At 63.1% G+C, this 26,412-nt stretch carries 22 protein-coding genes and 2 pseudogenes; 11 read left to right on the top strand and 13 right to left on the bottom strand.

The genetic code is table 11. The annotated features are described in order from the left end of the window. Positions 1-6 precede the first annotated feature (6 nt). From rpsT to HB778_RS19195, 6 genes and pseudogenes are all read left to right on the top strand, one after another. The gene (rpsT, locus tag HB778_RS19220) at positions 7-273 is read left to right on the top strand and encodes a 30S ribosomal protein S20 (protein ID WP_095198364.1); all 267 of its coding nucleotides are present in this window, start codon (positions 7-9) and stop codon (positions 271-273) included. 857 nt (positions 274-1,130) lie between these two features. Continuing rightward, positions 1,131-2,675, top strand: coding sequence for a chromosomal replication initiator protein DnaA (dnaA, locus tag HB778_RS19215; protein WP_183456091.1), 1,545 nt, complete (start codon positions 1,131-1,133; stop codon positions 2,673-2,675). A 363-nt stretch (positions 2,676-3,038) separates the two neighbouring features. Continuing rightward, a pseudogene (gene dnaN, locus HB778_RS19210) lies at positions 3,039-4,156 on the top strand (DNA polymerase III subunit beta). Positions 4,157-4,240: 84 nt separating this feature from the next. Beyond that, the gene (gene recF, locus HB778_RS19205; protein WP_183456089.1) at positions 4,241-5,380 is read left to right on the top strand and encodes a DNA replication/repair protein RecF; all 1,140 of its coding nucleotides are present in this window, start codon (positions 4,241-4,243) and stop codon (positions 5,378-5,380) included. A gap of 31 nt (positions 5,381-5,411) precedes the next feature. After that, the gene (locus tag HB778_RS19200) at positions 5,412-6,164 is read left to right on the top strand and encodes a molybdopterin-synthase adenylyltransferase MoeB (RefSeq protein ID WP_183456087.1); all 753 of its coding nucleotides are present in this window, start codon (positions 5,412-5,414) and stop codon (positions 6,162-6,164) included. A 2-nt stretch (positions 6,165-6,166) separates the two neighbouring features. Next, positions 6,167-6,655: a GNAT family N-acetyltransferase gene (locus HB778_RS19195; RefSeq protein WP_183456086.1), complete on the top strand. Its 489-nt coding sequence runs from the start codon at positions 6,167-6,169 to the stop codon at positions 6,653-6,655. A gap of 32 nt (positions 6,656-6,687) precedes the next feature. Here the strand turns inward: HB778_RS19195 and HB778_RS19190 are convergent, their stop codons facing one another. Continuing rightward, positions 6,688-7,689 (bottom strand): 2-hydroxyacid dehydrogenase, encoded by a 1,002-nt coding sequence (locus HB778_RS19190; protein ID WP_183456084.1) that lies wholly within the window; start codon positions 7,687-7,689, stop codon positions 6,688-6,690. 148 nt (positions 7,690-7,837) lie between these two features. On the opposite strand from HB778_RS19190, the gene HB778_RS19185 reads away from it, so the two are divergent. Then, positions 7,838-8,398, top strand: a complete 561-nt coding sequence (locus HB778_RS19185) for an SH3 domain-containing protein (protein WP_183456082.1) — start codon at positions 7,838-7,840, stop codon at positions 8,396-8,398. On the opposite strand, the gene HB778_RS19180 is transcribed toward HB778_RS19185, so the two are convergent. Then, positions 8,388-8,768 (bottom strand): DUF4260 domain-containing protein, encoded by a 381-nt coding sequence (locus HB778_RS19180; protein WP_183456080.1) that lies wholly within the window; start codon positions 8,766-8,768, stop codon positions 8,388-8,390. The genes HB778_RS19185 and HB778_RS19180 overlap by 11 nt on opposite strands. 28 nt (positions 8,769-8,796) lie before the next feature. Further along, positions 8,797-9,264 (bottom strand): iron response transcriptional regulator IrrA, encoded by a 468-nt coding sequence (gene irrA / locus HB778_RS19175; RefSeq protein ID WP_183456078.1) that lies wholly within the window; start codon positions 9,262-9,264, stop codon positions 8,797-8,799. Positions 9,265-9,506: 242 nt separating this feature from the next. Here irrA and fabA point away from each other — a divergent pair, with 242 nt between their 5' ends. The 4 genes from fabA to HB778_RS19155 all read left to right on the top strand — a co-directional run bounded on the left by fabA (position 9,507) and on the right by HB778_RS19155 (position 13,838). Then, entirely contained in the window at positions 9,507-10,022 is a 516-nt protein-coding gene (gene fabA / locus HB778_RS19170; RefSeq protein ID WP_010913332.1) for a 3-hydroxyacyl-[acyl-carrier-protein] dehydratase FabA, read from the top strand. Between the two features lie 49 nt (positions 10,023-10,071). Next, positions 10,072-11,292 carry a beta-ketoacyl-ACP synthase I gene (fabB, locus tag HB778_RS19165; RefSeq protein ID WP_095198373.1) on the top strand — a complete coding sequence of 407 codons (1,221 nt, stop codon included), beginning with the start codon at positions 10,072-10,074 and terminating at the stop codon, positions 11,290-11,292. Positions 11,293-11,324: 32 nt separating this feature from the next. Further along, positions 11,325-12,128 carry an enoyl-ACP reductase FabI gene (gene fabI, locus HB778_RS19160; RefSeq protein ID WP_183456076.1) on the top strand — a complete coding sequence of 268 codons (804 nt, stop codon included), beginning with the start codon at positions 11,325-11,327 and terminating at the stop codon, positions 12,126-12,128. 165 nt (positions 12,129-12,293) lie between these two features. Continuing rightward, positions 12,294-13,838: a putative bifunctional diguanylate cyclase/phosphodiesterase gene (locus HB778_RS19155; RefSeq protein WP_183456074.1), complete on the top strand. Its 1,545-nt coding sequence runs from the start codon at positions 12,294-12,296 to the stop codon at positions 13,836-13,838. Positions 13,839-13,856: 18 nt separating this feature from the next. Here HB778_RS19155 and HB778_RS19150 read toward each other — a convergent pair whose 3' ends face one another. The 10 genes and pseudogenes from HB778_RS19150 to rimP all read right to left on the bottom strand — a co-directional run bounded on the left by HB778_RS19150 (position 13,857) and on the right by rimP (position 26,237). Continuing rightward, positions 13,857-14,867 (bottom strand): class I SAM-dependent methyltransferase, encoded by a 1,011-nt coding sequence (locus HB778_RS19150; RefSeq protein ID WP_183456072.1) that lies wholly within the window; start codon positions 14,865-14,867, stop codon positions 13,857-13,859. Between the two features lie 70 nt (positions 14,868-14,937). Then, complete coding sequence (pnp, locus tag HB778_RS19145; RefSeq protein ID WP_095198377.1) at positions 14,938-17,085, bottom strand: polyribonucleotide nucleotidyltransferase; 2,148 nt, start codon at positions 17,083-17,085, stop codon at positions 14,938-14,940. A gap of 408 nt (positions 17,086-17,493) precedes the next feature. Further along, positions 17,494-17,764 (bottom strand): annotated as a pseudogene (gene rpsO, locus HB778_RS19140) (30S ribosomal protein S15). 183 nt (positions 17,765-17,947) lie between these two features. Further along, the gene (corA, locus tag HB778_RS19135) at positions 17,948-19,042 is read right to left on the bottom strand and encodes a magnesium/cobalt transporter CorA (protein WP_183456070.1); all 1,095 of its coding nucleotides are present in this window, start codon (positions 19,040-19,042) and stop codon (positions 17,948-17,950) included. Between the two features lie 44 nt (positions 19,043-19,086). Next, positions 19,087-20,064, bottom strand: a complete 978-nt coding sequence (gene truB / locus HB778_RS19130) for a tRNA pseudouridine(55) synthase TruB (protein ID WP_183456068.1) — start codon at positions 20,062-20,064, stop codon at positions 19,087-19,089. Beyond that, a complete protein-coding gene (gene rbfA, locus HB778_RS19125) occupies positions 20,064-20,504 on the bottom strand; it encodes a 30S ribosome-binding factor RbfA (RefSeq protein WP_183456066.1) in 441 nt (146 codons plus the stop codon). The genes truB and rbfA overlap by 1 nt, the downstream gene beginning before the upstream one ends. A gap of 172 nt (positions 20,505-20,676) precedes the next feature. Next, a complete protein-coding gene (gene infB / locus HB778_RS19120; protein ID WP_183456064.1) occupies positions 20,677-23,259 on the bottom strand; it encodes a translation initiation factor IF-2 in 2,583 nt (860 codons plus the stop codon). After that, positions 23,256-23,906 (bottom strand): RNA-binding protein, encoded by a 651-nt coding sequence (locus HB778_RS19115; RefSeq protein ID WP_183456062.1) that lies wholly within the window; start codon positions 23,904-23,906, stop codon positions 23,256-23,258. Before HB778_RS19115 ends, infB begins: the two co-directional genes overlap by 4 nt. 38 nt (positions 23,907-23,944) lie before the next feature. Then, entirely contained in the window at positions 23,945-25,540 is a 1,596-nt protein-coding gene (nusA, locus tag HB778_RS19110; RefSeq protein ID WP_183456060.1) for a transcription termination factor NusA, read from the bottom strand. Positions 25,541-25,589: 49 nt separating this feature from the next. Further along, positions 25,590-26,237 (bottom strand): ribosome maturation factor RimP, encoded by a 648-nt coding sequence (gene rimP, locus HB778_RS19105; RefSeq protein ID WP_183456058.1) that lies wholly within the window; start codon positions 26,235-26,237, stop codon positions 25,590-25,592. Positions 26,238-26,412 lie beyond the last annotated feature (175 nt).

Below are 26,412 nucleotides of genomic sequence, written 5' to 3'. Positions count from 1 at the left end.
GGCATCATGGCCAACACATCCTCGGCCAAAAAGGCAACGCGCAAGATCGTCCGCCGCGCAGCGATCAACAAGAACCGCCGCTCGCGCGTGCGCACCTATGTACGCCAGGTCGAGGAGGCTCTCGCCTCCGGTGACAAGGCTGCCGCTCAGGCCGCTTTCAAGGCCGCCGAGCCGGAATTGATGCGTGCCGCGACCAAGGGCGTGATCCACAAGAACACCGCGTCCCGCAAGGTGTCGCGTCTGGCCGCGCGCCTCAAGGTGCTGTCGGCCTGATATCGCCTTTACAGACTAAGCTTCCTTAAAACCCGGCCGATCGTGCCGGGTTTTTTTCGTTTGCCGGCAAGTACTTAAAAAGAATGCTTGGAAACGGCGCCCAAAGCAGATTCCAGACTCCTAAATGCTTTGCCGGCACATGCATGCCTGCTGATGGCTGACATGCTTGAAAAGTGGCGGCTCAAAAACTCTTAACTATCAGAAATAAGCGATATTTTTCAGATAGTTACCCATGGTCGTCCACAGCTTGTCCACAGCACCCCGAAGGGACGGGAGGACAACTGGCTGTCAAGCGAATTATTTCAGAATATTTCGAAGCGGGCCGGCTTTTTCATATTCGCCGGAAAAGGGTTTGAATCACAATGGCTTTGTCAAAATATGCCGCTACGGCATGGCGCCCCAAGGCGCCCGAGGTAACCAGATTCCTTAAAAATCCGTTAGACGTGGCCTTGCCCTATCCACAGCGATTTCGGTAATGTCGATCTATCGAAAGGGACGGGCCTGTGGCCCCTAACCCAGCCTGACGCAGCCAGCTTAAATTGGCGGGATTTGCGACGCGGATCAAGTCCGCGAACGGGTATGGTTTGCTCTTTTTCGATACGGTAGGGGACTGGCGTAAATAGACATGGCAGGTAGACGGCGCGCCGGCGCTCTTTCGCCGGACGGTGTTGTATTGCCCTGACATACCCAACGCGGACTGGCTTCCATGGGCCGGCACCGGTTCCCTCCGAATAGTGGGCGACGTTCATTGCCGGCGGCGGCAACGGGCATCGTGGCGAAGACACAGTCGCTGGAAAAAGGATGCAGGAGGCGCATCCCCGGCGGAAAACAGGTACAGAAAAGCAAGGAACTCGATCATGCAGAGCGGCATCGAAAGGGAGCTTACGGGCGACCTCCCATTTCCTGGAACTTTGATCGGAGCAAACGAGATGGCGGTCTCCAGCGACGCGGAGCAGAAGTTCGACCGGGTCAAGACCCAGTTGAAGGCGCGTCTGGGGGCTGAAGTCTATTCGAGCTGGTTCGGCCGCATGAAGGTCGCGGAGGCGTCCAAGGGCATTGTCCGCATCTCGGTGCCCACCGCGTTCCTGCGCTCGTGGATCAACGGCCACTATCTCGACCTCATCTCCGAGCTGTGGAAGCAGGAGGATGCCGATCTCCTCAAGATCGAGATCGTCGTGCGCACGGCCACCCGCCAGGGGCGCAGCCATGTCGAACCGGAACTGGCGCCGGCGCGCAAAATGACACGACAGACGCAGACGGCGCTGGCTGCCGGCACTGTGAGCCCCGGCAGGGTGGAACGGCCTCCCGTGCCGCGCCCGGGTGGTGCGGTCGAGACCGAGTTCCGCCACAACGTGCTGGGATCCCCGCTTGATCCTCGCTACACGTTCGGCTCCTTCATCGAAGGCCCGTCGAACCGGGTGGCCTTCGCCGCCGCCAAGGCCGTGGCGGAATCGCAGTCGAGCGCGGTGCGCTTCAACCCGCTTTTCCTGCACGCGACCGTCGGGCTCGGCAAAACCCACCTGCTGCAGGCCATCGCGGCGGAATCGCTGAAGCAGAACCCGAAATCCCGCGTCGTCTATCTCACCGCGGAATATTTCATGTGGCGCTTCGCCACCGCGATCCGCGACAACAACGCGCTGACGCTCAAGGAGCAGTTGCGCGACATCGACCTTCTGATCATCGACGACATGCAGTTCCTGCAGGGCAAGTCGATCCAGCATGAATTCTGCCATCTGATCAACATGCTGCTCGACAGCGCCAAGCAGGTCGTCGTCGCCGCAGACCGGCCGCCGTCCGAGCTGGAATCGCTCGAGCCGCGCGTCCGCTCGCGCCTCAATGGCGGCGTCGCGCTCGAAATGTCGGCGCCGGATTTCGCCATGCGCCTCGGCATGCTCAAACTGCGCCTGGCCACGGCCAGGGTCGACGACGCGTCGCTGGATATTTCCGACGAGATCCTCAATCACGTCGCCCGCACCGTGACCGGCAGCGGACGCGAATTGGAGGGCGCGTTCAATCAGCTGCTGTTCCGGCAATCGTTCGAGCCGCAGATCACCATCGACCGCATCGACGAGATCCTCGGACACATCTATCGCACGGGCGAGCCGAAGCGGGTCCGCATCGAGGATATCCAGCGCATCGTGGCGCGCCATTACAACGTGTCGAAGACCGAATTGCTGTCCAACCGGCGCACGCGTACCATCGTCAAGCCGCGGCAGGTCGCCATGTACCTGTCGAAGGTGATGACACCGCGCTCCCTGCCCGAAATCGGACGGCGCTTCGGCGGCCGCGACCACACCACGGTGCTGCACGCCGTGCGCAAGATCGAGGACCTGTCCGGCAACGACAACACGCTGGCACAGGAACTTGAGTTGCTGCGGCGGCTGATCAACGACCAGGCCTGACCGATCCGAGACAAGGCAAGCCGGAACCGCACTGGAATTCAATGGCTTGCATGCCCGACCGTGAGCCCGAAATGGGCTCGCGGCGTAGAGCAATTCCAGGAAAAGTGTGAGACGGTTTTCCGTCCGGAATTGTGTCAAAACAAAGCCTGGCCACGATCTGGATTCCGGATTCAGCGCATAGGCTGGCGGTCTTCGCGGCCTTTATCCCCAGAAAGCCCGCGCAGCCGGCCGGAACCGGTGGCGCGGGCTTGCGTTTGCTGGCTTTTTCCTGTCAGTTTACGCAGATTCTGAGCCTGTTCAGACCTTTCGCGGGGCGCCGCCAGCCGGAGACCCGCTCATCCTTTCAAGCGAGCCTGTTTCGTCATGCGTGTTATCCTGGAACGGTCAAATCTCCTGAAGTCGCTCAACCACGTCCACCGTGTGGTCGAACGGCGCAACACGATACCGATCCTGTCCAACGTGCTGCTCAGCGCCGAGGGCGCCAGCCTCGAAATGAAGGCAACCGACCTCGATCTGGAGGTGACGGAAGCGACGCCCGCCAAGGTCGAGCGTGGCGGGGCGACGACGGTTCCGGCGCATCTGCTCTACGACATCGTGCGCAAGCTCGCGGACGGCGCCGAGGTGATGCTGAAGACGGACGAGGACGGCAACGCCATGACGGTGACGTCGGGGCGCTCGAGCTTCCGGCTGCAGTGCCTGCCGCAATCCGACTTCCCCGAGCTTTCGGCCGGATCCTTCTCGCATATCTTCCGGCTCGACTCGGTTGCCCTGAAGGGTCTGATCGAGAAGACGCAGTTCGCCATTTCCACCGAGGAAACGCGCTACTATCTCAACGGCATCTACCTGCACACGCATGAGGTCGGCGGCAAGCTGAAGCTGCGCTCGGTGGCCACCGACGGCCACCGCCTGGCGCGCGCCGAAATCGACGCGCCGGCGGGTTCCGAGGGCATGCCGGGCATCATCATTCCGCGCAAGACGGTGAGCGAGCTGCAGAAGCTGGTCGACGATCCGGATGTCGCCGTGACCACCGAGCTGTCCGACACCAAGATCCGCTTCACCATCGGCAGCGTGGTCCTGACCTCGAAGCTGATCGACGGCACCTTCCCGGATTATCAGCGGGTCATTCCGACCGGCAACGACAAGAAGCTGATCCTCGACCGCCAGAGCTTTGCGCGGCGGTGGATCGCGTCTCGACCATCTCTTCCGAACGCGGCCGTGCAGTGAAGCTTTCGATCAGCGAAGGCCAGGTGACGCTTGCGGTCAACAATCCGGATTCCGGCAGCGCCACCGAGGAACTGGCGGCCGACTATTCGTCCGACCCGATCGAGATCGGCTTCAACGCCAAATATCTGCTTGACGTGGCCGCTCAGTTGACCGGAACGGAAGCCAAATTCATGCTGGCCGATGCCGGTTCGCCGACGCTGATCCACGACATGGCCGATGAGACCGCGCTTTACGTGCTGATGCCGATGCGGGTGTAGCCGGCGCTGCATCATCGATCCGGCTCTGCGACGGGACCGGCGGCAGGCACAATGGTTGCGGCGACTTCTACAGGCGGATAGCGGTTGCCGGGACAAATCCATATAAGTAAGCTAACACTTACTAATTTCCGCAATTATGCGGCGCTGGCGATCGATCTCGCCCCGGGCGCCGTGGTGTTTTCCGGCGACAATGGCGCCGGCAAAACCAACCTCCTCGAAGCGATTTCCTTGCTGACGCCCGGGCGCGGGCTGCGCCGTGCCCCTTATGCCGATGTCGCGCGCGAGGGCGGCGACGGCGGCTTTGCATTGCACGCCCGGCTCGACGGACCCGACGGCCAGATCGAGATCGGCACGGGGATTTCGGTTGGCGAGGGCGAAGGCGGGCGGCGGGTTCGCATCAATGGCGCGACTGCCCGCTCGGCCGAGGAGATGCTGGAATGGCTGCGCGTGGTGTGGCTGACGCCGGCCATGGATGCGCTGTTCACCGGACCGGCCGCGGACCGCCGGCGCTTTCTCGACCGGCTGGTGCTGGCGATCGATCCGGGCCACGGCCAGCGTGCTCTCGACTACGAAAAGGCGATGCGCGGCCGTAATCGTCTGCTTACCGAGGGCTCGCGGGATATCAGCTGGTTCGAGGCGATCGAGACGCAGATGGCCGAAACCGGCGTCGCCATTGCAGCGGCGCGCGCCGAACTGGTGCGCCTGCTCGCCGCCATGATCGACAGGCTGCCCGACACGGGACCGTTCCCGCAGGCCGACATCAGCCTTTCGGGCGATCTGGAGGCCGAGGTTTCCACCGCGCCGGCGGTCGATGTAGAGGAGCGGTTTCGCCGGGCGCTTGCCGGTGGCCGTGATCGTGATCGTGCCGCGGGACGCACGCTCGAAGGCCCGCACCGTTCCGATCTCCTGGTCAGGCACAGGCCCAAGGCGATGCCGGCCGAGCTCTGCTCGACCGGCGAGCAGAAGGCGCTGCTGGTCGGCATCGTCCTGTCGCATGCCCGGCTGACCGGCGAGATGTCGGGCATGACGCCGATCCTGCTGCTCGACGAAATTGCCGCCCATCTCGACAGCGGGCGGCGGGCAGCGCTGTTTTCGATCCTGGAGGAATTGAACTGTCAGGCGTTCATGACGGGGACCGATGCGGCGCTGTTTTCCAGCCTCAAGGGGCGTGCACAGTTCCTGACGGTCGACCACGGCACGGTTGGGCCAACCGAAGACGCCTGACAAGGTTTTTCGGCCGCTATATGGTCCTGATATGACCACCACGCTCACCACCGACGAGATCGAACGCTATGCCCGCCACATCGTGCTGCCCGAGGTCGGCGGCGCGGGCCAGCAGAGGCTCAAGCAAGCCCGGGTCCTGGTGATCGGCGCTGGCGGGCTGGGCGCGCCGGTGCTCGAATATCTTGCGGCGGCGGGCGTCGGCACGCTCGGCATCGTCGATGACGACACCGTGTCGCTCTCCAATCTGCAGCGCCAGGTCATCCACGGCACCGATACGATCGGCATGCTGAAAACCGACAGCGCCAGGGCGGCAATCGCCCGCATCAATCCCAACACCGCAGTGGAGACGCACACATTCCGGCTGAGCGCGGATAACGCCCCTGCCCTCGTCGCCCGCTATGACATCACCGTCGACGGGTCCGACAATTTCGAGACCCGTTATACGGTGGCCGATGCCTGTGCAAGCGCGCACAAACCCCTGGTGCATGCCGCCGTCGGCCGCTTCGACGGCTCGGTGACGGTGCTGAAGCCTTTCGAGGACGGCAAGGATGGCAAGCCGAATCCTGGCTATCGCGACCTCTTTCCCGAAGCCCCGCCGCCGGGCCTGGTGCCGTCCTGCGCCGAGGCCGGGGTGCTTGGCGCGCTGACCGGCGTCGTCGGCACGCTGCAGGCGATGGAGGCGATCAAGCTGATCACCGGCATCGGCGAGCCGCTCATCGGCCGTCTGCTGCTCTACGATGCGCTCGCCGCGCGCTTCGAAACGATCCGCTACGCCAGGCGCTGACCTTGGAGCGGACCGTACCTCTCTCCATCGACCGCATTCCGGCCGATTTCGGCCGCTGGGACGAGGTGCTTGCGCTGATCATGCGTGCCTTCGCCTTCATGGACGGGATCATCGACCCGCCATCCTCGGCCCACCTGCTCACCGTCGACACACTGCGCGACAAGGCCGGGCGGGAGACCGGTTTCGTGGCCCTCGACGGCGACAGGATCGTCGGCTGCGTCTTTGCTCTCGAGAGGGCCGACGACCTTTATGTCGGCAAGCTCGCCGTCGCCCCGGACTGCCAGGGGCAAGGTATTGGCCGACGGCTGATTCGGGCAGTCGAAATTCTCGCGCTCGACCACGGCAAGGCGGCGCTGGAGCTGCAGACCCGGATCGAGCTCACCGGCAATCACGCCGCCTTTGCCCGCCTCGGCTTTCACGAGACCGAGCGGACCGCGCATGAAGGCTACGCCAGGCCGACCTCGATCACCATGCGCAAGGCTCTTTCGTAAGCTTCTTCTTCCATCTGAATGACGGCGGGGCGTCAGATTCTGAGCGGCAGTACGCGGTCGGGCGGGCGGTGGCCGTCAACAAATGCCCGGATGTTGATGATCACCTTCTCGCCCATGTCGATGCGGCCTTCGAGCGTCGCCGAGCCCATATGCGGCAAAAGCACGACCTTGTGCCTGGCGGCGAGCTTGAGCAGCTTGGCATTGAGCGCCGGCTCATGCTCGTAGACGTCGAGGCCGGCGCCGGCGAGCTTGCCGTCCTGGATCAGCTTGACCAGCGCATCCTCGTCGATGATGTCGCCGCGCGCGGTGTTGACGATATAGGCCGTGGGCTGCAGCAGCGCCAACCGCCGCGCCGACAAGAGATGAAAGGTCGCCGGCGTCGAAGGACAATTGACCGAGATGATGTCCATGCGGGCCAGCATCTGGTCAAGGCTCTCCCAATAGGTCGCCTCCAGCTCGTCCTCGACCGCCGGCAATACGCGGTGGCGGTTGTGGTAGTGGATGGAAAGGCCGAAGGCCTTGGCCCGCCTGGCAACGGCGGTGCCGATGCGGCCCATGCCGACAATGCCGAGCCGCTTGCCCCAGATGCGCCGGCCGAGCATCCAGGTCGGCGACCAGCCGGCCCATTTCTTGTCGCCGGTGAGCACGTTGGCGCCTTCCGCCAGCCGGCGCGGCACCGCCAGCATCAGCGCCATGGTCATGTCGGCGGTGTCTTCGGTCAGCACATTGGGCGTGTTGGTGACGGTGATGCCCTTCTTGGCCGCCGCCGCCACATCGATCTTGTCGACACCGTTGCCGAAATTGGCGATCAGCTTGAGGTTGTCGCCGGCCTGGGCGATCAGCGCCGCGTCGATGTGATCGGTCACTGTCGGCACCAGCACGTCGGCTTCCTTGACCGCCGCAACCAGTTCCGGCTGCGTCATCGGCCGGTCCTCGACATTCAGCCTGGCGTCGAACAGCTCGCGCATGCGGGTCTCGACCGGGTCGGGCAGCTTTCGCGTGATGACCACGAGAGGCTTCTTTTTGCCTGCCATTGTTTCCCTCGTTGAGACCTCTTTAACCAAGACCGGCGAAACTGAAAGCCGGTCGCGGTAGCCGATTTACCCATGTAACAAGCGGTGCCGCCGAAGACAAAGAAAAAGGGGCGCCGAGGCCGAGAGGCAAGCGCCGAAAGGAACGAAAGTGTCTGGTTTCGCGTCGCTTCGCCTGACCCTCAGCGCAGCATTGCTCGGCGCTCTCCTCTATTCCCCGCTTGCCGCGGCACAGAGCGCGGCCGCACCCGCCCAGAGCGCCGTCACGCTCGGGCCGAGCGGTCTGCCATTGCCGCGATTCGTCAGCCTGAAATCCGGCCGCGTCAACTCGCGCGTCGGCCCCGGCGCCAACTACTCGGTCGACTGGATGTATATGAAGGCCGGCCTGCCCATGGAGATCATCCAGGAATTCGATACCTGGCGCCGCGTGCGCGATGCCGACGGCTCGGAAGGCTGGATCAACCAGTCGCTGCTGTCGGGCCGGCGCACCGCAATCATCGCGCCCTGGCAGCGCGGCAAGGGTGCCCAGATCAATCTTATGAAAAGTCCCGACAAGGATGCCCGTGTGGTGGCGATCGTCGAGCCTGGCGTCATGGGCACGATCAAGTCCTGCGACGGCCAGTGGTGCGAAATGACGCTTGACGGCCACACCGGCTGGCTTGCCCAGGCAGCGGTCTGGGGCGCCTATCCCGGCGAGCGGGTCAAGGACTGAGGTCGTTGCGCTTGCGCCCGATACGGCCGAGGTGGGTGTCCTGAAAGCCGGTTGACAGTTTCAGGCCATAGCCCAGCGCACGGTCGATGGCGATGTGGGCGATCCAGATCAGTGCGACCGCGATGGCGACCGTATGACCGGACAGGTAGCCGACGAGCAGCAGCAGCACCGGTACGATGAGGATGTGCAGGGCGTTGTAGGCGATGGCGCCGATGCGCGGCCCTGCGAGACAACCGAACATCGACAGGTCCGGCGCCAGGATCAGCACCGCGAAGAGCCACCAGGAAACGCCTGACGAAGCGTAGAAGACGACAGCGACCGCGGCCACGGCAGCCCACTCGAGCCGGATGATCAGGTCGAGAGGCTTCATCCCCGACAGATTATTTTGGCCCGACAGATTATTCTGGCCCGGCCGATTGTTCCGGCCTCGCCGGCCCTTCCTGACGCTTGGGGCGCAGCCTCACCACGATGTCGACATTGGCGATCTCCATGCCTTCCGGAGGCGGCGGCAGGTTGGAGACGGTCACCGGGCCGCTTTCGATATCGAAAATCCGGTTTTCGCCTTCAATGTAGAAATGGTGGTGGTCGGAGGTGTTGGTGTCGAAATAGGTCTTGGCGCCCTCGACGGCGAGGATGCGCAGCAGTCCCGCCTGGGTGAACTGGTGGAGCGCGTTGTAGACGGTGGCCAGCGACACCGGCACGCCGGCGGCAAGCGCCTCCTCATGCAATTCCTCGGCCGAGAGATGGCGATCGCCCTTGGCGAAAAGCAGGTCGGCCAGCGCGATGCGCTGCCGCGTCGGCCTCAGGCCGGCTTCGCGTACCCGCTTGTCCACAGCGACATTTTCCTTCCGGCAGCCCCGGTCCATCTGGTCTTCCAAGCTCGCAGTCCCGCTTCAAGACACGCCCAGAATGGCAAAAAAATGAACGTCTGCCGAAACCGGACCCCTGTTGACATATATTCTGTCGTCCGAAAGCGATCAATAGCGCGCATTGACCCGGGCAGACTTGCGGGTTAAGCGCAAACGCCGGTTTCCGGCCTGAAACAGATTGTGTTAGGACACCAACGACAAGGGCGCGCTACCGCCCGGACGATATGGGGACGAGATTGATGGCGGGTAAATCCAGCTACGACTACGAAGAATTGCTGGCCTGCGCCCGCGGCGAGCTGTTCGGAGAGGGCAACGCCCAGCTGCCCTACCCGCCCATGCTGATGTTCGACCGTATCACCGAGATCAGCGAGACCGGCGGCGCTTTCGACAAGGGCTTCATCCGTGCGGAGTTCGACATCAAGCCGGACCTGTGGTTCTTTGCCTGCCATTTCATCGGCAATCCGATCATGCCAGGATGCCTCGGCCTCGACGCCTTGTGGCAGTTGACCGGCTTCTACCTTGGCTGGCTCGGCGAGCCCGGCAAGGGAATGGCGCTGTCGACCGGCGAGGTCAAGTTCAAGGGCATGGTCACACCATCGGTCAAGAAGGTCGAGTATGGCGTGGATTTCAAGCGCGTGATGCGCGGCCGGTTGGTTCTGGGCATCGCCGATGGCTGGATGAAGGCGGATGGCGAGCCCATATATGCGGCGACGGACCTGAAGGTCGGTCTGTCCAAGCAGTCGGCGGTCGCTTGACCGCAGCCTTGGCCTGCCCACTGGCCAGCATCCCTGGAAGGAGTTGCGAATGAGACGTGTCGTAGTCACAGGCCTCGGCATCGTGTCGTCGATCGGCAACAATGCCAACGAGGTGCAGACCTCGCTGCATGACGCCAGATCCGGCATCAGCTTTTCCGATTCCTTCGCCGAGCATGGCTTCCGTTGCCAGGTCTGGGGCGCACCGACGCTCGACCCATCGGCCATGATAGATCGCCGTGCGATGCGCTTCCTGAGCCAAGGCGCTGCCTGGAACCACGTCGCCATGGATCAGGCGATCGCCGATGCCGGCCTCGGCGAAAGCGACATCACCAATGAGCGCACCGGCATCGTCATGGGCTCGGGCGGCCCCTCGACCCGCACCATCGTCGAGGCGGCCGAAACCACGCTGAAGAACGGCAGCCCCAAGCGCATCGGCCCCTTTGCGGTGCCAAAGGCAATGTCGTCGACGGCCTCGGCGACGTTGGCCACATGGTTCAAGATCCACGGCGTCAACTACTCGATTTCGTCGGCCTGCTCGACCTCGGCGCATTGCATCGGCAATGGCTACGAGCTGATCCAGTGGGGCAAGCAGGATATCGTCTTTGCCGGCGGCCACGAGGATCTCGACTGGACGATGTCGGACCTGTTCGACGCTATGGGCGCCATGTCGTCGAAGTACAATGACCGGGCTTCCGCCGCTTCGCGCGCCTATGACGTCAATCGCGACGGCTTCGTCATCGCCGGCGGCGCCGGCGTTCTGGTGCTGGAAGAGCTGGAGCATGCCAAGGCGCGCGGCGCCAAGATCTACGCCGAGATCGTCGGCTACGGCGCGACCTCGGATGGCTACGACATGGTGGCACCCTCCGGCGAAGGCGCGGTCCGCTGCATGCGCCAGGCGCTGGCGACTGTGACCACGCCGGTCGACTACATCAACACCCACGGCACCTCGACGCCAGTCGGGGATTCCAAGGAAATGGGCGCCATCCGCGAGGTGTTCGGCGAGAAGATGCCGTTCATCACCTCGACGAAATCGCTGACCGGCCATTCGCTGGGCGCGGCCGGCGTGCAGGAATCGATCTATTCGATCCTGATGATGCAAGGCGGCTTCATCGGCGAAAGCGCGCATATCGAGACACTCGACCCTGAATTCGAGGGCATGCCAATCGTGCGCAAGCGCATAGACAACGCCAAGATCGACACCGTTTTGTCTAATTCGTTCGGTTTCGGTGGCACCAACGCGACGCTCGTTTTCCAGCGCTACTCCGCATAAGGCCAGCGTTTTTTCTAAAAGGATTGCCAGCCATGGACGGATTGATGAAGGGCAAGCGCGGGCTTGTCATGGGTGTCGCCAACGATCATTCGATCGCCTGGGGCATCGCGCAGAAATTGTCCCAACATGGCGCGGAGCTCGCCTTCACCTACCAGGGCGAGGCCTTCGGCCGGCGGGTCAAGCCGCTCGCCGACAGACTGGGCGCCTCGCTGGTCGTTCCCTGCGATGTCGAGGACAGCGCTTCGGTCGCCGCCACCTTCGAGACGCTTGGCAAGGAATGGGGCGGGCTGGACTTCGTCGTCCATGCCATCGGCTTTTCCGACAAGAATGAGTTGAAGGGCCTTTACGCCGACACCAGCCGGGACAATTTCGTCCGCACCATGGTGATCTCCTGCTACTCCTTCACCGAAGTGGCCCGCAACGCCGCGCCGCTGATGACGGAAGGCGGCTCGATGATCACGCTGACCTATGCCGGCTCGGTCCGCGTCATGCCGAACTACAATGTCATGGGCGTCGCCAAGGCCGGCCTCGAGGCCAGCGTGCGCTACCTTGCCAACGACTACGGTCCGCGCGGCATCCGGGTGAACGGCATCTCGGCAGGACCGGTGCGCACGCTCGCCGGCGCCGGCATTTCGGACGCCCGCCACATGTTTTCCTACCAGCAGCGCAACTCGCCGCTGCGTCGCACCGTGACCATCGACGAGGTCGGCGGCTCGGCGCTTTATTTGCTGTCCGACCTCGCCTCCGGCGTCACCGGTGAAATCCACTATGTCGATTCCGGCTATCACATCGTCTCGATGCCGACGCTCGATGAATTGAAGCAGACGGATGGCTAACCAGCCCTAAAACGGATCAAGGCGACACGCTTTGGGCAACCGTTTCGGAGAAATGGCGCTTTTCCAGTAACGAAATAAATCTTCTCCAGTAAAATTGGACGCATTCGCGGAAACTCATTTTAAGAAGATTTCCGCTATAGAGTCCCGCAATCTGGGGACCTTTGAATGTCTGCCGTTAGCAACCCGAAGCGAACACCGGTGTTCCGACTGCTCACGATAGCAAGTTCGGGCATTGGCAGTTTCGTGCTCGGCATCTGGGGCCTGAAGCACGGTCTCGGCGACGGGTTTGCCGGCATATCGGTTGATATGATGGTCGCGATCATGGCCGCGCTTTGCGCGCTGGCGGCTTCGGTGGCGGCAATGTCCTTCTTCGCCGGTATCGATGAATCGGCGGATTTCGTCTTCAACGAGACCCATTTCGACAAGCTGACAGGACTCTTGGCGCGCCCTGCGATGGTCGGCAAGATCGCCGAGGCGGCATGCGCGACAAGCCGAACCGGGGAACCGGTGTTCCTGATCGACATCGACATCGACCGGTTCAAGCAGATCAACGACGCGATCGGCTATAGCCAGGGCGACGAGCTGATCCGCGCCTTCACCAAGCGGCTGCAAGAGAGTGTGCCCGCACGCGCCCTGATCAGGCGCATCGGCGCCGGCGAGTTCGCGGTGCTGCTTCCGGATCATCAGATCCAGGGAACGATGGAAAGCATGGTCGAAAGGCTCATCGACGAGTTGATGGAGCCCTATGAACTCAGCAGCCATCAGCAGTCGGTGAGCCTGTCGGTGGGTATCGTGGCCATGCCCAAGGATGGCGTCGATCCGGTCCTTATCCTGCGCCGCTCCAATCTGGCGCTGCAGCATGCGCGCGCCAGCGGCGTCGGCAACTGGTCGGTGTTCGACAGCGAGATGGGGCGTGTCGCCGATCATCGCCAATGGGTCGAATCCGAACTGCACACCGCCTTCGAACGCGGAGATTTCGACCTCCACTATCAGCCGCAGCTCGACCTGCCGACCGGCCGTATCATCGGCTATGAAGCGCTGATCCGCTGGAACCATCCCGAACGCGGCATGATCCCGCCGATGGAGTTCATCCAGATCGCCGAGGAAACCGGGATGATCAACCCGATCGGCGAATGGGTTCTGCGCAAGGCCTGCAGCGACGCCCGCCATTTGCCGGACGACTGCTTCGTCGCCGTCAACATCTCGCCGGTCCAGTTCATGACCAAGGACTTCGTCGGCATCGTGCGCGACACGATGCGGGCCACCGGCATCAAGCCGTCGCGGCTGGAGCTGGAAGTCACCGAAACGGCGATGATGCAGGACCGCGACCGCGCGGCCGCCATCCTGAAAGAGCTTGCCGAGATGGGCATCTCGGTTGCCGTCGATGATTTCGGCACCGGCTATTCGAACCTCAGCTATCTGATCGATTTCTCGTTCGGCAAGCTGAAGATCGACCGTTCCTTCGTCAGCCGCATCGATACGGATTCCAGCTCCGGCGCCGTCGTCTCGACCATTGTCGGACTTTCGCGCGCACTCGGCGTCAGCATCATTGCCGAAGGCGTCGAGACCGAAAGCCAGGCGACGCTGCTGCGGGCCGCCGGCTGCGAGGTGGTGCAGGGCTACCTGTTCGGCCGGCCGGCGCCGCTCAAGTTCAGGCTCGGCGACGCGCATGCCACAGACGAGGTCAGGCGCGTCGCCAACCTGCACTGAACGGCGATACGCATCGCTTCAGCGCCGAGCGGAAAACACCTTGAACATGCCGTCGCGGGCGAGTTCCGCGTGGCTGGCAAAGGCGGCCGACAGCACGGACTCATAGGGAAGCTGGCGGTTGGCGACCATGAACAGCCTGCCACCGGGCTTCAACGCCTTGGCCGCCGCGCGGATCATGCCGGCACCGATCTCCGGCTCCGCTGCACGGCTGCGGTGAAAGGGCGGGTTCATGGCGATGACGTCGTAGCGCCGCTCGACAGGCTCGGCGAGCAGATCCGTCCAGAAGAAGCCTTGCGCCACGGTGTTGCCGAGGTTGCCCTTGGCTGCCTCCAGCGCATCGAAATCGGCCTCGTAGAGATCAAGGGCCGACAGGCCTGACGAACGGGCAGCCATCTCAGCCGCCACATAGCCCCAGCCGGCGCAGAAATCGGCCGCACTGCCGCGCAGATCACCGGGCAGATTGTCGACCAGAAGCTTCGAACCGGCATCGACGCGATCGAAGGAGAACATGCCGGGTTCGGTGTGGAACCGGCCCTCGACCAATTGCGCCGGGTTGGCGGCACGAAGTGCCGTGGCGGCCTGCATATCCGCCGGGCGGCGCAGCCAGAAGGCGATGCCGTGATGTTTCGGCATGTGACCGTCGAGGGGCACAAGCTCGTCGATGCGCTTGCGCAGGCTGGCAATGCCATCGTCCTTGCCGCCGGCAATGACGACCAGTCCGCCCGGTGCCACGCGCTCGAGGGCCTCGGCGATACGCAGTTCGTTCTGGCCGCGATGACGGCCGGCGAGCACCAGCGCGGCATCAAAACCGTCGCCCTCGGTTGTCGGCGTGACCGTGAAGCCCGCCGCCTGCAAAGCGCGGAAATGCGGCCGGAAGCCTTGTACGAGATTTAGCCCGGCCTCGAAACCGTGCGGCGGGCGCAGGCCTGGCTCGGCCCCGAGAAAGAGAATGCGCTCACTCTTGCGCGGCAAGGCAAGCGCCTCGGCCTCGAACGGGTGGAAAAGCGTCTTCAGCGCTTCAGCGGACATTCCCTCTACCTTCCAAACGAAAACGGGCGCGACATCAGCCGCGCCCGTTTCGACTTCCGTGTCAGACCACTCAGGCGGCGTCTTCTTCGCCTTCGGCCTTCTTGTCGCGGACGATTTCCTTGCCGGTGGCCTGGTCGACGACCTTCATCGACAGGCGAACCTTGCCGCGTTCGTCGAAGCCCATCAGCTTGACCCAGACCTTGTCGCCTTCCTTGACGACGTCGGAGGTCTTGGCAACGCGCTCATTGGCGAGCTGCGAGATGTGGACGAGACCGTCACGCGGGCCGAAGAAGTTGACGAAAGCGCCGAAGTCGGCGGTCTTGACGACCGTGCCTTCGTAGATCTCGCCGACTTCCGGCTCGGCGACGATGGTGTGGATCCACTTCTTCGCCGCCTCGATCTCCTTGGCGTTCGAGGAAGCGATCTTGACCGTGCCGTCGTCCTCGATGTTGATCTTGGCGCCGGTCTTCTCGACGATCTCGCGGATGACCTTGCCGCCCGAACCGATGACGTCGCGGATCTTGTCGGTCGGAATGTGCATGACCTCGATGCGCGGCGCGAACTCGCCGAGTTCGGGGCGGGCGCCGGTCAGGGCATGCGCCATTTCGCCGAGGATATGCTGGCGGCCATCCTTAGCCTGGTCCAGCGCGATCTTCATGATCTCCTCGGTGATGCCCTCGATCTTGATGTCCATCTGCAGCGAGGTGATGCCGTTGGCGGTGCCGGCAACCTTGAAGTCCATGTCGCCGAGGTGATCTTCGTCACCCAGGATGTCGGACAGAACCGCGAAGCGCTCGCCTTCCTTGATCAGGCCCATGGCGATACCGGCAACGGGCTTGGCCAGCGGCACGCCGGCATCCATCAGCGCCAGCGAGGTGCCGCAGACAGTGGCCATCGAGGACGAACCGTTGGACTCGGTGATCTCCGAGACGACACGCAGCGTGTAGGGGAACTGGTCAGCGCTCGGCAGCATCGGACGGATGGCGCGCCAGGCGAGCTTGCCGTGGCCGATTTCGCGGCGACCCGGCGAACCCATGCGGCCGGTCTCACCGACGGAGTAGGGAGGGAAGTTGTAGTGAAGGAGGAACTTCTCCTTGTACATGCCGGTCAGCGAATCGACATACTGCTCGTCTTCGCCGGTGCCGAGCGTGGCAACGACCAGCGCCTGGGTCTCGCCGCGGGTGAACAGCGCCGAACCATGGGTGCGCGGCAGGACGCCGACTTCCGAGACGATCTTGCGAACCGTCTTCAGGTCGCGGCCATCGATGCGCGAGCCGGTGTCGAGGATGTTCCAGCGCACGACCTTGGCCTGCAGTTCCTTGAACACCGAACCGATCTGCTCGGAGGTGTACTTGGCGTCTTCGCCTTCGGCCGGAGCATAGGCTGCCTTGACCTTCGCCTTGACGGCGTCGACGGCGGCATAGCGCTTCTGCTTGTCGGTGATCTTGTAGGCTTCACGAAGCTCGTCGCCGACGATCTTCAGCATCTCTGCTTCAAGCGCGGAATAGTCCGGCGCGGTGAAGTCGCGTGGCTCCTTGGCGGCAACTTCGGCCAGCTTGATGATGGCGTCGATGACCGGCTGGAAGCCCCTGTGTCCGAACATGACAGCACCGAGCATCAGCTCTTCGCCAAGTTCCTTGGCTTCCGACTCAACCATCAGCACGGCGTCGGCGGTGCCGGCGACGACGAGGTCGAGCTTGGACTCCTGCATCTCGTCGATGTGCGGGTTGAGAACGTATTCGCCGTTGATGTAGCCGACGCGCGCGCCGCCGACCGGACCCATGAACGGAACGCCCGACAGCGTCAGCGCGGCGGAGGTGGCGACGATCGACAGGATGTCCGGATCATTCTCAAGGTCATGCTGGACAACGGTGACGACGATCTGGGTGTCGTTCTTGTAGCCGTCGGCGAAGAGCGGACGGATCGGGCGGTCGATGAGGCGCGAAACCAGCGTTTCCTTTTCGCTCGGACGGCCTTCCCGCTTGAAGTAGCCGCCCGGGATCTTGCCGGCGGCATAGGTCTTTTCCTGGTAGTTGACGGTCAGCGGAAAGAAATCGAGGCCGGGCTTGGGCTCCTTCATCGAAACGACGGTGGCCAGAACCTTGGTCTCGCCGTAGGTGGCGAGCACCGCGCCGTCAGCCTGACGCGCGATCTTGCCGGTTTCGAGGATGAGCGGGCGGCCGCCCCATTCGATTTCCACTTTGTGCTGATTGAACATGTCTTGTCCTTTATATGAGGAAGGGCCGCGCCGTTTCAGCGTGCGCGGGTGCCCTTTCCTCTGGCTTCCTTTCTCGGGCAGCCACGGGCAAGACAACGGGAGGCTCGGGTTTCATCGGCACGGTGGCCATACGAGCGTCCTGCAATCCTGCCCCATGACCGTCCATGGGTGGCTTCGAGTGGCCCTCTGCACGCTCTAAGCCGGATATGGCCAATCGATCGATCGGCCTGCGCATGACACCGAAACCCACGGCTTGCGGAACGCGTCATACGCAAATTCACTTTTTGGAGCGTCCGTCCGGCATCCGGATGGGTGCGCGGCGCTCCACTCCTGCATTCGAGATCGGATTGGTCCGGGGCTCAAATGCGCGACCGGCGGACTCCTTAAGAGAGCCCGCCGGTCAATTCGTCAACGGCGCAGACCGAGCTTCTCGATCAGTGTCTGATAGCGCGCGTCGTCCTTGCGCTTGAGATAATCAAGCAGGCTGCGGCGCTGGGACACGAGAGACGAGCAGACCACGGCGGGAATGGTTATCCTTCTTGTGGTCCTTGAAATGGTCGGTCAGGTTCTTGATGCGCTCGGAAAGGATGGCCACCTGGACTTCCGGAGACCCGGTATCGCCCTTGGCGGTTGCGAATTCACCCATCAATTCCTTTTTGCGCTCAGCAGTAATCGACATCGTGTTTTTCCTTATCTGTTTGAGGAAACGGGTCGCCCTCAGCCGGGATGTCGTCCAGCAGGGGCCGGTGCAAGCAAAGCGTCGTGGCGCTATGCTGCGGCGCATATAGTGCAATTCCCGGGAAAACACCAGCCCAATTCACAAAGCCGGCTTTTCAGCCCGAAATGGCCAGTTTTACCGGCGTTAGAGCCATTTCTTCCATTTGAAGAAGGCAATCAAGCCGATCGCGACAACAGCCATGAACAGGAGCGATGCGGGATAACCGTAGTAGGCCCGCAGCTCCGGCATGTTCCATGGCGAGGCGTCGGGACTGAAATTCATGCCCCAGACACCGACCAGGAAGGTGAGCGGCATGAAGATGACCGAGACGATGGTGAGATAGCTGATGACGTCGTTGGTTCGCGCCTGGCTCAGCGACAGATGCATCTCGATCAGGCCGGTCAGCATGTCGCGCTGGGTCTCGACCAGTTCGATCAGCCGCAGCGTGTGGTCGAGCGTGTCGTTGAGGAAGATTTTGGTCTCGGCCTTTACATAGGGCACATCGTTGCGGATCAGCGTCGCCACGGCATCGCGCATCGGCCACAGCACGCCCTTCAGCACATTGGCGTCGCGCCGCAATTCGTGCAGTTGCCGCATCTGATGCTTGTGCGTTGAATGCAGCATCTCGTCCTCGATACCGTCGACCAGGTCGCCTGCCGCTTCGATCGGCGGAAAATAGCTGTCGACGATGGCATCGATCAGCGCGTAGGCGAGATAGTCGGCGCCGCGGGCCCGCAACCGGTTGGGCGCGGAACTCTCGATGCGTTTACGCACCGGGTCGAAGGGATCGCCCTCGCGCTCCTGGAAAGTGACGACGAAATTCTTGCCGAAGAACATGGCGATCTGCTCGTAGCGATGGGCTGTAATGTCGTCGATCATGCGCACGACGACGAAGGCGTGATCCTCGAAGAAATCGACCTTGGGCCGCTGGCCGGTGTTGACGACATCTTCCAGGGCCAGCGGATGCAGGTTGAAGATCCGGCCGATCTCCTCGATCAGCTGGATGTTGGCGAGCCCGGTGCAGTCCAGCCAGACGACCGGCCATTTGTCGCAATGGGTATTGAGATCGTCGATGCTGGCATTGTCGATGGTCTTGAATTTTTCGGGCGAAATCAGCGTCAGCCTGAGCTCGCTGCGCCGCGCCGCCGGGTCGGCGATCAGCGTGCCCGGCGAGGCGCCGACCGGTGGCCGCCGCGTCTTCACCGGCGTCCGCTTTTTCACCGCCTCGGCCTTTGCCATGTGCCCCTCGAGTGTAACGTCCAGCTGAAATTAGGCGAGAGCCGTCACCCGGCAAAGACCCGCTTGGGCTTGAACATGCCTTGTTCGATCGCACCGATGGCTACCAGCTTGCCGCGGGCCGTGGCACAGGCTTCTTCCGCCTCGACAGGCGCATCGCGGCCACGAATGATGACCGGATTGCCGAGGCGGATCTTTGTAGCCGCATCATCGCTGATGGCGATCTGCGGCAGGCAGTCGAGAGCCGCCGAGGTATCGACCAGAAGCGCGTCGATCGCGCCAAAGTCTACCGGCACGTCAATCGCATCGGCGTCGTCGGCAGGCTCCGGCTTGGCCTCATCTTGCGTGCCGAAGCGTGCCGCCTCGAGTTCGGCGATGGTGACGAAATCCTCAGGCGTGAACGGCTCGACCTCGACCCGGCGCAATTCGCTGATATGACCGAAGCAGCCGAGGTCGCGGCCCATGTCGCGGGCCAGCGAGCGCACATAGGTGCCCTTGCCGCATTCGATCTCGAAAATGGTGTGGTCGGCGTGGTGCTCGATGACATCCAAGCGCCCGATCTCGATCTCGCGCGCGGGAATGTCGACCGTCTCGCCTTCGCGGGCGAGGTCGTAGGCGCGTTCGCCCGCAATCTTGATGGCCGAGAATTGCGGCGGCGTCTGCATGATGACGCCGGTGTATTTCGGCAGCAGCGCCTTGACCTCGGCTTCCGCCGGGCGGAGGTCGGAGCTCTTGGTCACCGGCCCTTCAAGATCGTCGGTGGAGCGCTCCTGCCCCCAGGCAACGGTGAAGCGATAGATCTTGGCGCCATCCTGCACATAGGGAACGGTCTTGGTGGCTTCACCGAGCGCGATCGGCAGCATGCCGGAAGCCAGCGGATCGAGCGTGCCGGCATGGCCGGCCTTTTCCGCCTGGAACAGCCATTTGATCTTGGACACGGCCTCGGTCGAGCCCATGCCGACCGGCTTGTCCAGCACCACCCAGCCGGAAACCGGCCGGCCCTTCTTCTTGCCGCGGCGTCCCATTATTCGCTGTCCTTGTCGTCTTTGGCCCTGTCGTCTACGGCCTTGTCGTCGTCCGCATCGAGATCGCGTGCCACTTCGGGCGACTTCAGCAGATCGTTGATCCTGGCGAAATTGTCGAAGGAGGTGTCGAGCTTGAAGCGGAACTCCGGCATGAACTTCATCTGCCGCAGAGCGCCAGAGACGCGGCCACGGACGAATTTCGCATGCTTGTTCAACGCCTCGACAACCGCGTCGGTGTCCTTGGCGCCCAGCGGCGAGACGAAAGCGGTGGCAACCCTCAGGTCGGGCGACATGCGTACTTCCGAGACCGACACAACAGTATTTTCGATCAGCGGATCGATGATCTCGCCGCGCTGCAAGGTTTCGGAGAGCGCGTGGCGCACCTGTTCGGCAACGCGCAGCATACGCTGGGACGGGCTGGATGTGGTTGGACGGGGCATTGTTCTCAATCCTGAAAGCGTGAGGCGCGGGATGGGACCGTGCCGCATGTCTCACATGTCAACGCATCGGCCCGAAATCGAATTCGGTTTCGAAAGCACGATGCGTAATTTCACAATAAACTCCAGGCGGCGGTCTTTCGACCACCGCCTGGCATGGACAGGTCACGCGAACTCAGAGTGTCCGGGTCACCATCTCGACGCGGAAGCACTCGATGATGTCGCCGACGCGCATGTCCTCGTAGTTCTGGAAGGCCATGCCGCACTCCTGGCCGCCGGGGACTTCCGAAACCTCGTCCTTGAAGCGCTTCAGCGTCTTCAGCGTGCCTTCGTGGATGACGACGTTGTCGCGGATCAGGCGCACGCCTGCACCACGCTCGACCTTGCCTTCGGTGACACGGCAGCCGGCGATCTTGCCGACCTTGGTGATGTCGAATATCTCGAGGATCTCGGCGTTGCCGATGAAGGTCTCGCGACGCTCCGGCGACAGCAGGCCCGACAGAGCCGCTTTCACATCATCCACGAGGTTATAGATGATCGAGTAATAGCGGATCTCGATGCCCGCGGCCGCAGCCGCGGCACGTGCCTGCACGTTGGCACGGACGTTGAAGCCGATGATCGCCGCACCAGACGTTTCCGCCAGCGAGACGTCGCTTTCGGTGATGGCGCCGGCGCCGGCGTGAACGATGCGCGCACGCACCTCGTCGGTGCCGAGCTTGTCGAGTGCGGCGTTGATCGCCTCGATCGAACCCTGCACGTCGCCCTTGATGACCAGCGGGAATTCCTTCAACCCGCTCGTCTGCAACTGCGACATCATCTGTTCGAGCGAGCCACGCTGGCCGGCATGCTTGGCCACCGCCTTCTCGCGCGCCAGACGCTGGCGGTATTCGGTGATCTCGCGGGCGCGGGCCTCGTTGTTGACCACGGCGAAACGGTCGCCAGCCTGCGGGGTTCCCTGAAGGCCGAGCACCTCGACCGGCATTGCCGGCGGCGCTTCCTTGATCTGCTCGCCGCGATCGTTGACCAGCGCGCGCACCCGACCCCATTCGTTGCCGGCGACAAGAATGTCGCCCGGCATCAGCGTGCCGGTCTGCACCAGCACGGTTGCGACGGGACCGCGGCCCTTGTCGAGCTGCGCCTCGATGACGACGCCTTCGGCGGTACGGTCCGGATTGGCCTTCAGGTCGAGGATTTCGGCCTGCAGCAGGATAGCCTCGAGCAGCTTGTCGAGATTGGTGCCCTTGGTCGCCGACACTTCGACGTCCAGCACTTCACCGCCCATCGATTCGACGAAGACCTCATGGCGCAGCAGTTCGGAGCGCACCTTCTGCGGATCGGCATCATGCTTGTCGATCTTGTTGATCGCCACGATGATCGGAACGCCGGCCGCCTTGGCGTGGCTGATCGATTCGATCGTCTGCGGCATGACGCTGTCATCGGCCGCCACCACCAGAATGGCGATGTCGGTGGCTTGGGCGCCGCGGGCGCGCATCGCCGTGAAGGCGGCGTGGCCGGGCGTGTCGATGAAGGTGATCTTCTGGCCGTTTTTCTCGACCTGATAGGCACCGATATGCTGGGTGATGCCGCCGGCCTCGCCGGAGACGACATTGGCATTGCGGATGGCATCGAGCAGCGAGGTCTTGCCGTGGTCGACGTGGCCCATGATGGTGACGACCGGCGGACGCGACACCAGGTCCTCGGCATTGTCGGCGATGTTGAACAGGCCTTCCTCGATGTCGGACTCGGCGACGCGGCGGACCGTGTGGCCGAATTCCGTGGCGACCAGCTCGGCCGTGTCGGCGTCGATGACGTCGCCCGGCTTCAGGATCTGGCCCTGCTTCATGAAGAACTTGACCACATCGACCGCACGTTCGGACATGCGCTGCGCCAGTTCCTGGATGGTGATGGTCTCGGGCAGGATCACTTCGCGCATGACTTTCTCGCGCGGCTCATTGTGCATAGCGCGCTTGAACTTCTCCTGGCGGCGACGCATCGACGACAGCGAACGGGCCCGCGCATCCTCGTCGGAAAGCGCGGAATTCAGCGTCAGCTTGCCACGGCGGCGGTCTTCTTCGCCCTTGGTCGGCTTGGCCGGACGCGCCACTTCGGGCGTGACCAGGCGGCGCACCGGTGCACCGGCGCCGGTCCGCTTCGGCTTGACCTCTTCTTCTTCGTCCGCGGTTGCCAGCTCGGCGGCCAGCGGCGCACGACGGCGTGCCTCTTCCTCGGCGCGACGGCGCGATTCGGCCTCGGCCTGCAACCGTGCCTCTTCCTCGGCCTGGCGGCGCGCGGATTCTTCGCGCTCACGCTTGCGGCGCTCTTCGTCCTCGGCCCGGCGCTTGGCCTCTTCGGCGGCGCGCTGACGGTCTTCGACCTCGCGGACCTTCGAGCCCTCGAGCGCCCTGCGGCGGGCTTCCATTTCGCTGCGCGACAGCTCGTTCAGCACCATGCCGCTGCGCTCGACCGGAGCCGGCGGGGGAGGCGGAGGCGGCGCCTTGGGCGCTTCCTGCACGACAGGTGCCGCGGCAACCGGCGGCTTCGGCGTGAAGACGGGCACAGGGGTAGCGGCCACCGGCTCCGGCTTGTCGCCGGGCAGGGAGAATTTGCGCTTCTTGGTCTCGACCACGACCGACTTGGTACGGCCATGCGAGAAGTTCTGGCGCACGGTGCCCTGTTCCATGCCGGGGCGCTTCAGCGTCAAGGTCTTCTTCGGTGTAACACTCAACGTCTTGTCGTCGCCCGATTTCGTATCGCTCATTCCATATCCTCTGCGGGCTCATCTTCGTCAGCAACGGCCGCAAGCATTGCCAGATCGTCCGGGGTACCGCCCCGATATCGGTCGAGCGCAACCATGCGCTTCTGGACCGCCTTACCCGCGTCTCCCGCGAGGACGGCAGCATGTATCACATTTGTGCCCCCCAATGCCAAGCTCAACTCGGCCTCGGAGAAAAGTTTGTAGGCAAGGATGGAAGGGCCGCCAATATGGACGGTCGCCCGCCGCGCCTGGCTGATCTTGCGCACGCCATCGTCCGACGCTTCGGCCGCGTGAAGCACGAAAAGCGCCAGCCCGCTGCGCACGGCACTCTCAACCTTGGTGGCACCAAGAGAAATTGCGCCTGCCTTGCGAGCGAGACCCAGCATGCCCAGAGCGGATCTGGAGAGCAGCCCGTCGACCATGCCGCCAAGATCCGGCGGCACGACCACCTGTGCCTTGAAGGCGCGGGCAAAAAGGTTCTTGGCCGCCGCCTTGTCGATATGTAGGCGATCGGCACTCACCCAGCAACCGCGGCCGGGCAGATTTCTCTTGAGATCGGGAACGACGGCCGAATCCGGGCCGACGACGAACCGGATCAGTTCATCCGGTTCGGCCTGCTTGCGGGTAACGATGCAGGTGCGATCGTTCATCTCGTCCAAGGGCGGGTTGTGTGCGATGCGGTTTCACCTCACGCACCAACGGCTTCGTCAGCCGATACTTCTTCGGCCGCAAGCTCGTCCTCGGAAATCCAGCCGGCCTTGAGACGGGCGTTGAGCACCATCTGTTCGGCGTCGGCGCGCGAAACACCATGATTGGCCAGCACGCCCGGATAGACCTTGGTCTCGCCGTCCTTGCGTTCCTTCCAGCCGGTCAGGTCGTCGGCGGCGTAGCCGGCGAAATCCTCGATCGTCTTCACGCCGTCCTCGCCGAGCGTCACCATCATGGCGGTGGTGATGCCGGGGATTTCGCGCAGTTCGTCCTTGACGCCCAGCGCCTTGCGCTTGTCGTCGTGCTCGGCCTCGATCTTTTCGAGATATTCGCGGGCACGGGTCTGGATTTCGGAAGCGGTGTCTTCGTCAAAGCCGTCGATCGAGGCGATCTCGCCGGCGTCGACATAGGCGACTTCCTCGACGCTGGTGAAGCCTTCGGAGGCCAGCACCTGGCCGACCATCTCGTCGACGTCGAGGGCTTCCATGAACAGCGCCGAGCGCTCGACGAATTCCTTCTGGCGGCGCTCGGATTCCTCGGCCTCGGTCAGGATGTCGATATCCCAGCCGGTGAGCTGCGAGGCGAGACGCACATTCTGGCCGCGGCGGCCGATGGCCAGCGACAGCTGATCGTCGGGAACCACCACTTCGATGCGCTCGGCGTCTTCGTCGAGCACGACCTTGGCGACTTCCGCCGGCTGCAGCGCATTGACGATGAAGGAGGCGGCCGAGGGCGACCACGGAATGATGTCGATCTTCTCGCCCTGCAATTCGCCGACGACGGCCTGGACGCGGCTGCCGCGCATACCGACGCAGGCTCCGACCGGATCGATCGAGGAATCACGCGAGATGACGGCGATCTTGGCGCGCGAACCCGGGTCGCGGGCGACCGACTTGATCTCGATGATGCCGTCATAGATCTCCGGCACTTCCATGGTGAAGAGTTTGGCCATGAACTGCGGATGGGTGCGCGACAGGAAGATCTGCGGGCCGCGCTGCTCGCGGCGCACGTCGTAGACATAGGCGCGGACGCGGTCGCCATACTTGTAGTTCTCGCGCGGGATCAGCTCGTCGCGGCGGATAATGGCCTCGCCACGGCCGAGATCGACGATGACATTGCCATATTCGACGCGCTTGACGGTGCCGTTGACGATCTCGCCGATGCGGTCCTTGTATTCGTCATACTGACGGTCACGTTCGGCCTCGCGCACCTTCTGCACGATGACCTGCTTGGCCGACTGGGCGGCGATGCGGCCGAAATCCATCGGCGGCAGCTGTTCGGCGATAAAGTCGCCGAGCTGGGCGTCGGGATTGCGCTCGCGGGCCGAGGAAATGGCGATCTGCGTGGCATAGTCGTCGACTTTTTCGACCACTTCCATCAGCCGCTGCAGCTTCATCTCGCCGGTGTTGGGGTTGATGTCGGCGCGGATGTTGGTTTCCTGGCCATAACGCGAGCGCGCCGCCTTCTGGATCGCATCGGCCATGGCGGCGATGACGATCGACTTGTCGATGGACTTTTCACGCGCGACCGCGTCGGCAATCTGCAGCAGTTCAAGTCTGTTGGCGCTTACAACCATGATTTTTCTCCCGAGCCTGTTTGCCGGACCTTTGCGCCCGGCAGCTCAATCAAATTTCCTGTTCGTGTTCTTCCGTGGCGTCCGCTTCCGCACCCTCGGGCACGTCGTCATCCGGCTCGCCGCGACGTTTCTTGGCTTCCTTGCGCGCCCTGTTGTCCTTCGACAACGCATCGCGGATGAGGTCGTCGGTCAGGATCAGCCGGGTTTCGGCAATCGCGTCGTAGGGCACGCGCACCGTCGGCTCCTCGCCATAGGCCGCCTTGTCGCGCTCGATCAGCACATCGTTCTCACCGGCTTCGGCGATCTTGCCCTTGAAGCGCTTGCGATCGGCGACGATGACTGATGTTTCCATCTTCACCAGATGACCGGTCCAGGTCACGAAATCCGATTTGCGCACCAACGGCCGGTCGATGCCGGGCGAAGAGACTTCGAGATGATACGCCTTTTCGATCGGATCATCGACATCGAGCGCCGGCGACACCGCGCGGCTGACCTCTTCGCAATCCTCGACGGTCATGGTGCCGTCCTCGCGCTCGGCCATGATCTGCAGCGTCAGCCCGTTCTGGCCGGACAGATGCACGCGCACGAGGCGAAAGCCGATGCCGCGCAGCACCGGCTGGACGATCAGCGCAATGCGCGCATCGATACCGCTTTCGCGGATGATGCGGTCGTCACCTTCGCTTGCCGTTGCAGTCATCAATTGCCTGTCGTTCGTTTCGACCCTATCGGCAGGTAATAAAAAAGAGCGGGACCGGGTGGACCCACTCTTCGTCATACCGACCAAGAATTTGAGGCTGATATAAACGAACATGGCCGGTGTTTCAAGCCCGCCGTGGCGAGCTGTCGTAAGCAGATGAGTTGTCCGGATTAGG

Source organism: Mesorhizobium huakuii (assembly GCF_014189455.1).
In the GTDB taxonomy this organism is placed as follows: domain Bacteria; phylum Pseudomonadota; class Alphaproteobacteria; order Rhizobiales; family Rhizobiaceae; genus Mesorhizobium; species Mesorhizobium huakuii_A.
The sequence above is the reverse complement of the archived record's forward strand: the minus strand, read 5'-3'. Positions and strand labels throughout refer to the sequence as shown.

Bases quoted from the DNA above. Each gene is read 5' to 3' on its own strand.
- rimP (WP_183456058.1), bottom strand. From the start codon at position 26,237: ATGACTGCAACGGCAAGCGAAGGTGACGACCGCATCATCCGCGAAAGC.
- pnp (WP_095198377.1), bottom strand. From the start codon at position 17,085: ATGTTCAATCAGCACAAAGTGGAAATCGAATGGGGCGGCCGCCCGCTC.
- nusA (WP_183456060.1), bottom strand. From the start codon at position 25,540: ATGGTTGTAAGCGCCAACAGACTTGAACTGCTGCAGATTGCCGACGCG.
- HB778_RS19155 (WP_183456074.1), top strand. From the start codon at position 12,294: ATGTCTGCCGTTAGCAACCCGAAGCGAACACCGGTGTTCCGACTGCTC.
- HB778_RS19150 (WP_183456072.1), bottom strand. From the start codon at position 14,867: ATGTCCGCTGAAGCGCTGAAGACGCTTTTCCACCCGTTCGAGGCCGAG.
- irrA (WP_183456078.1), bottom strand. From the start codon at position 9,264: ATGGACCGGGGCTGCCGGAAGGAAAATGTCGCTGTGGACAAGCGGGTA.
- HB778_RS19190 (WP_183456084.1), bottom strand. From the start codon at position 7,689: ATGGCAGGCAAAAAGAAGCCTCTCGTGGTCATCACGCGAAAGCTGCCC.
- fabB (WP_095198373.1), top strand. From the start codon at position 10,072: ATGAGACGTGTCGTAGTCACAGGCCTCGGCATCGTGTCGTCGATCGGC.
- rpsT (WP_095198364.1), top strand. From the start codon at position 7: ATGGCCAACACATCCTCGGCCAAAAAGGCAACGCGCAAGATCGTCCGC.
- HB778_RS19200 (WP_183456087.1), top strand. From the start codon at position 5,412: ATGACCACCACGCTCACCACCGACGAGATCGAACGCTATGCCCGCCAC.
- corA (WP_183456070.1), bottom strand. From the start codon at position 19,042: ATGGCAAAGGCCGAGGCGGTGAAAAAGCGGACGCCGGTGAAGACGCGG.
- truB (WP_183456068.1), bottom strand. From the start codon at position 20,064: ATGGGACGCCGCGGCAAGAAGAAGGGCCGGCCGGTTTCCGGCTGGGTG.
- dnaA (WP_183456091.1), top strand. From the start codon at position 1,131: ATGCAGAGCGGCATCGAAAGGGAGCTTACGGGCGACCTCCCATTTCCT.
- HB778_RS19115 (WP_183456062.1), bottom strand. From the start codon at position 23,906: ATGAACGATCGCACCTGCATCGTTACCCGCAAGCAGGCCGAACCGGAT.
- rbfA (WP_183456066.1), bottom strand. From the start codon at position 20,504: ATGCCCCGTCCAACCACATCCAGCCCGTCCCAGCGTATGCTGCGCGTT.
- fabI (WP_183456076.1), top strand. From the start codon at position 11,325: ATGGACGGATTGATGAAGGGCAAGCGCGGGCTTGTCATGGGTGTCGCC.
- fabA (WP_010913332.1), top strand. From the start codon at position 9,507: ATGGCGGGTAAATCCAGCTACGACTACGAAGAATTGCTGGCCTGCGCC.
- infB (WP_183456064.1), bottom strand. From the start codon at position 23,259: ATGAGCGATACGAAATCGGGCGACGACAAGACGTTGAGTGTTACACCG.
- HB778_RS19180 (WP_183456080.1), bottom strand. From the start codon at position 8,768: ATGAAGCCTCTCGACCTGATCATCCGGCTCGAGTGGGCTGCCGTGGCC.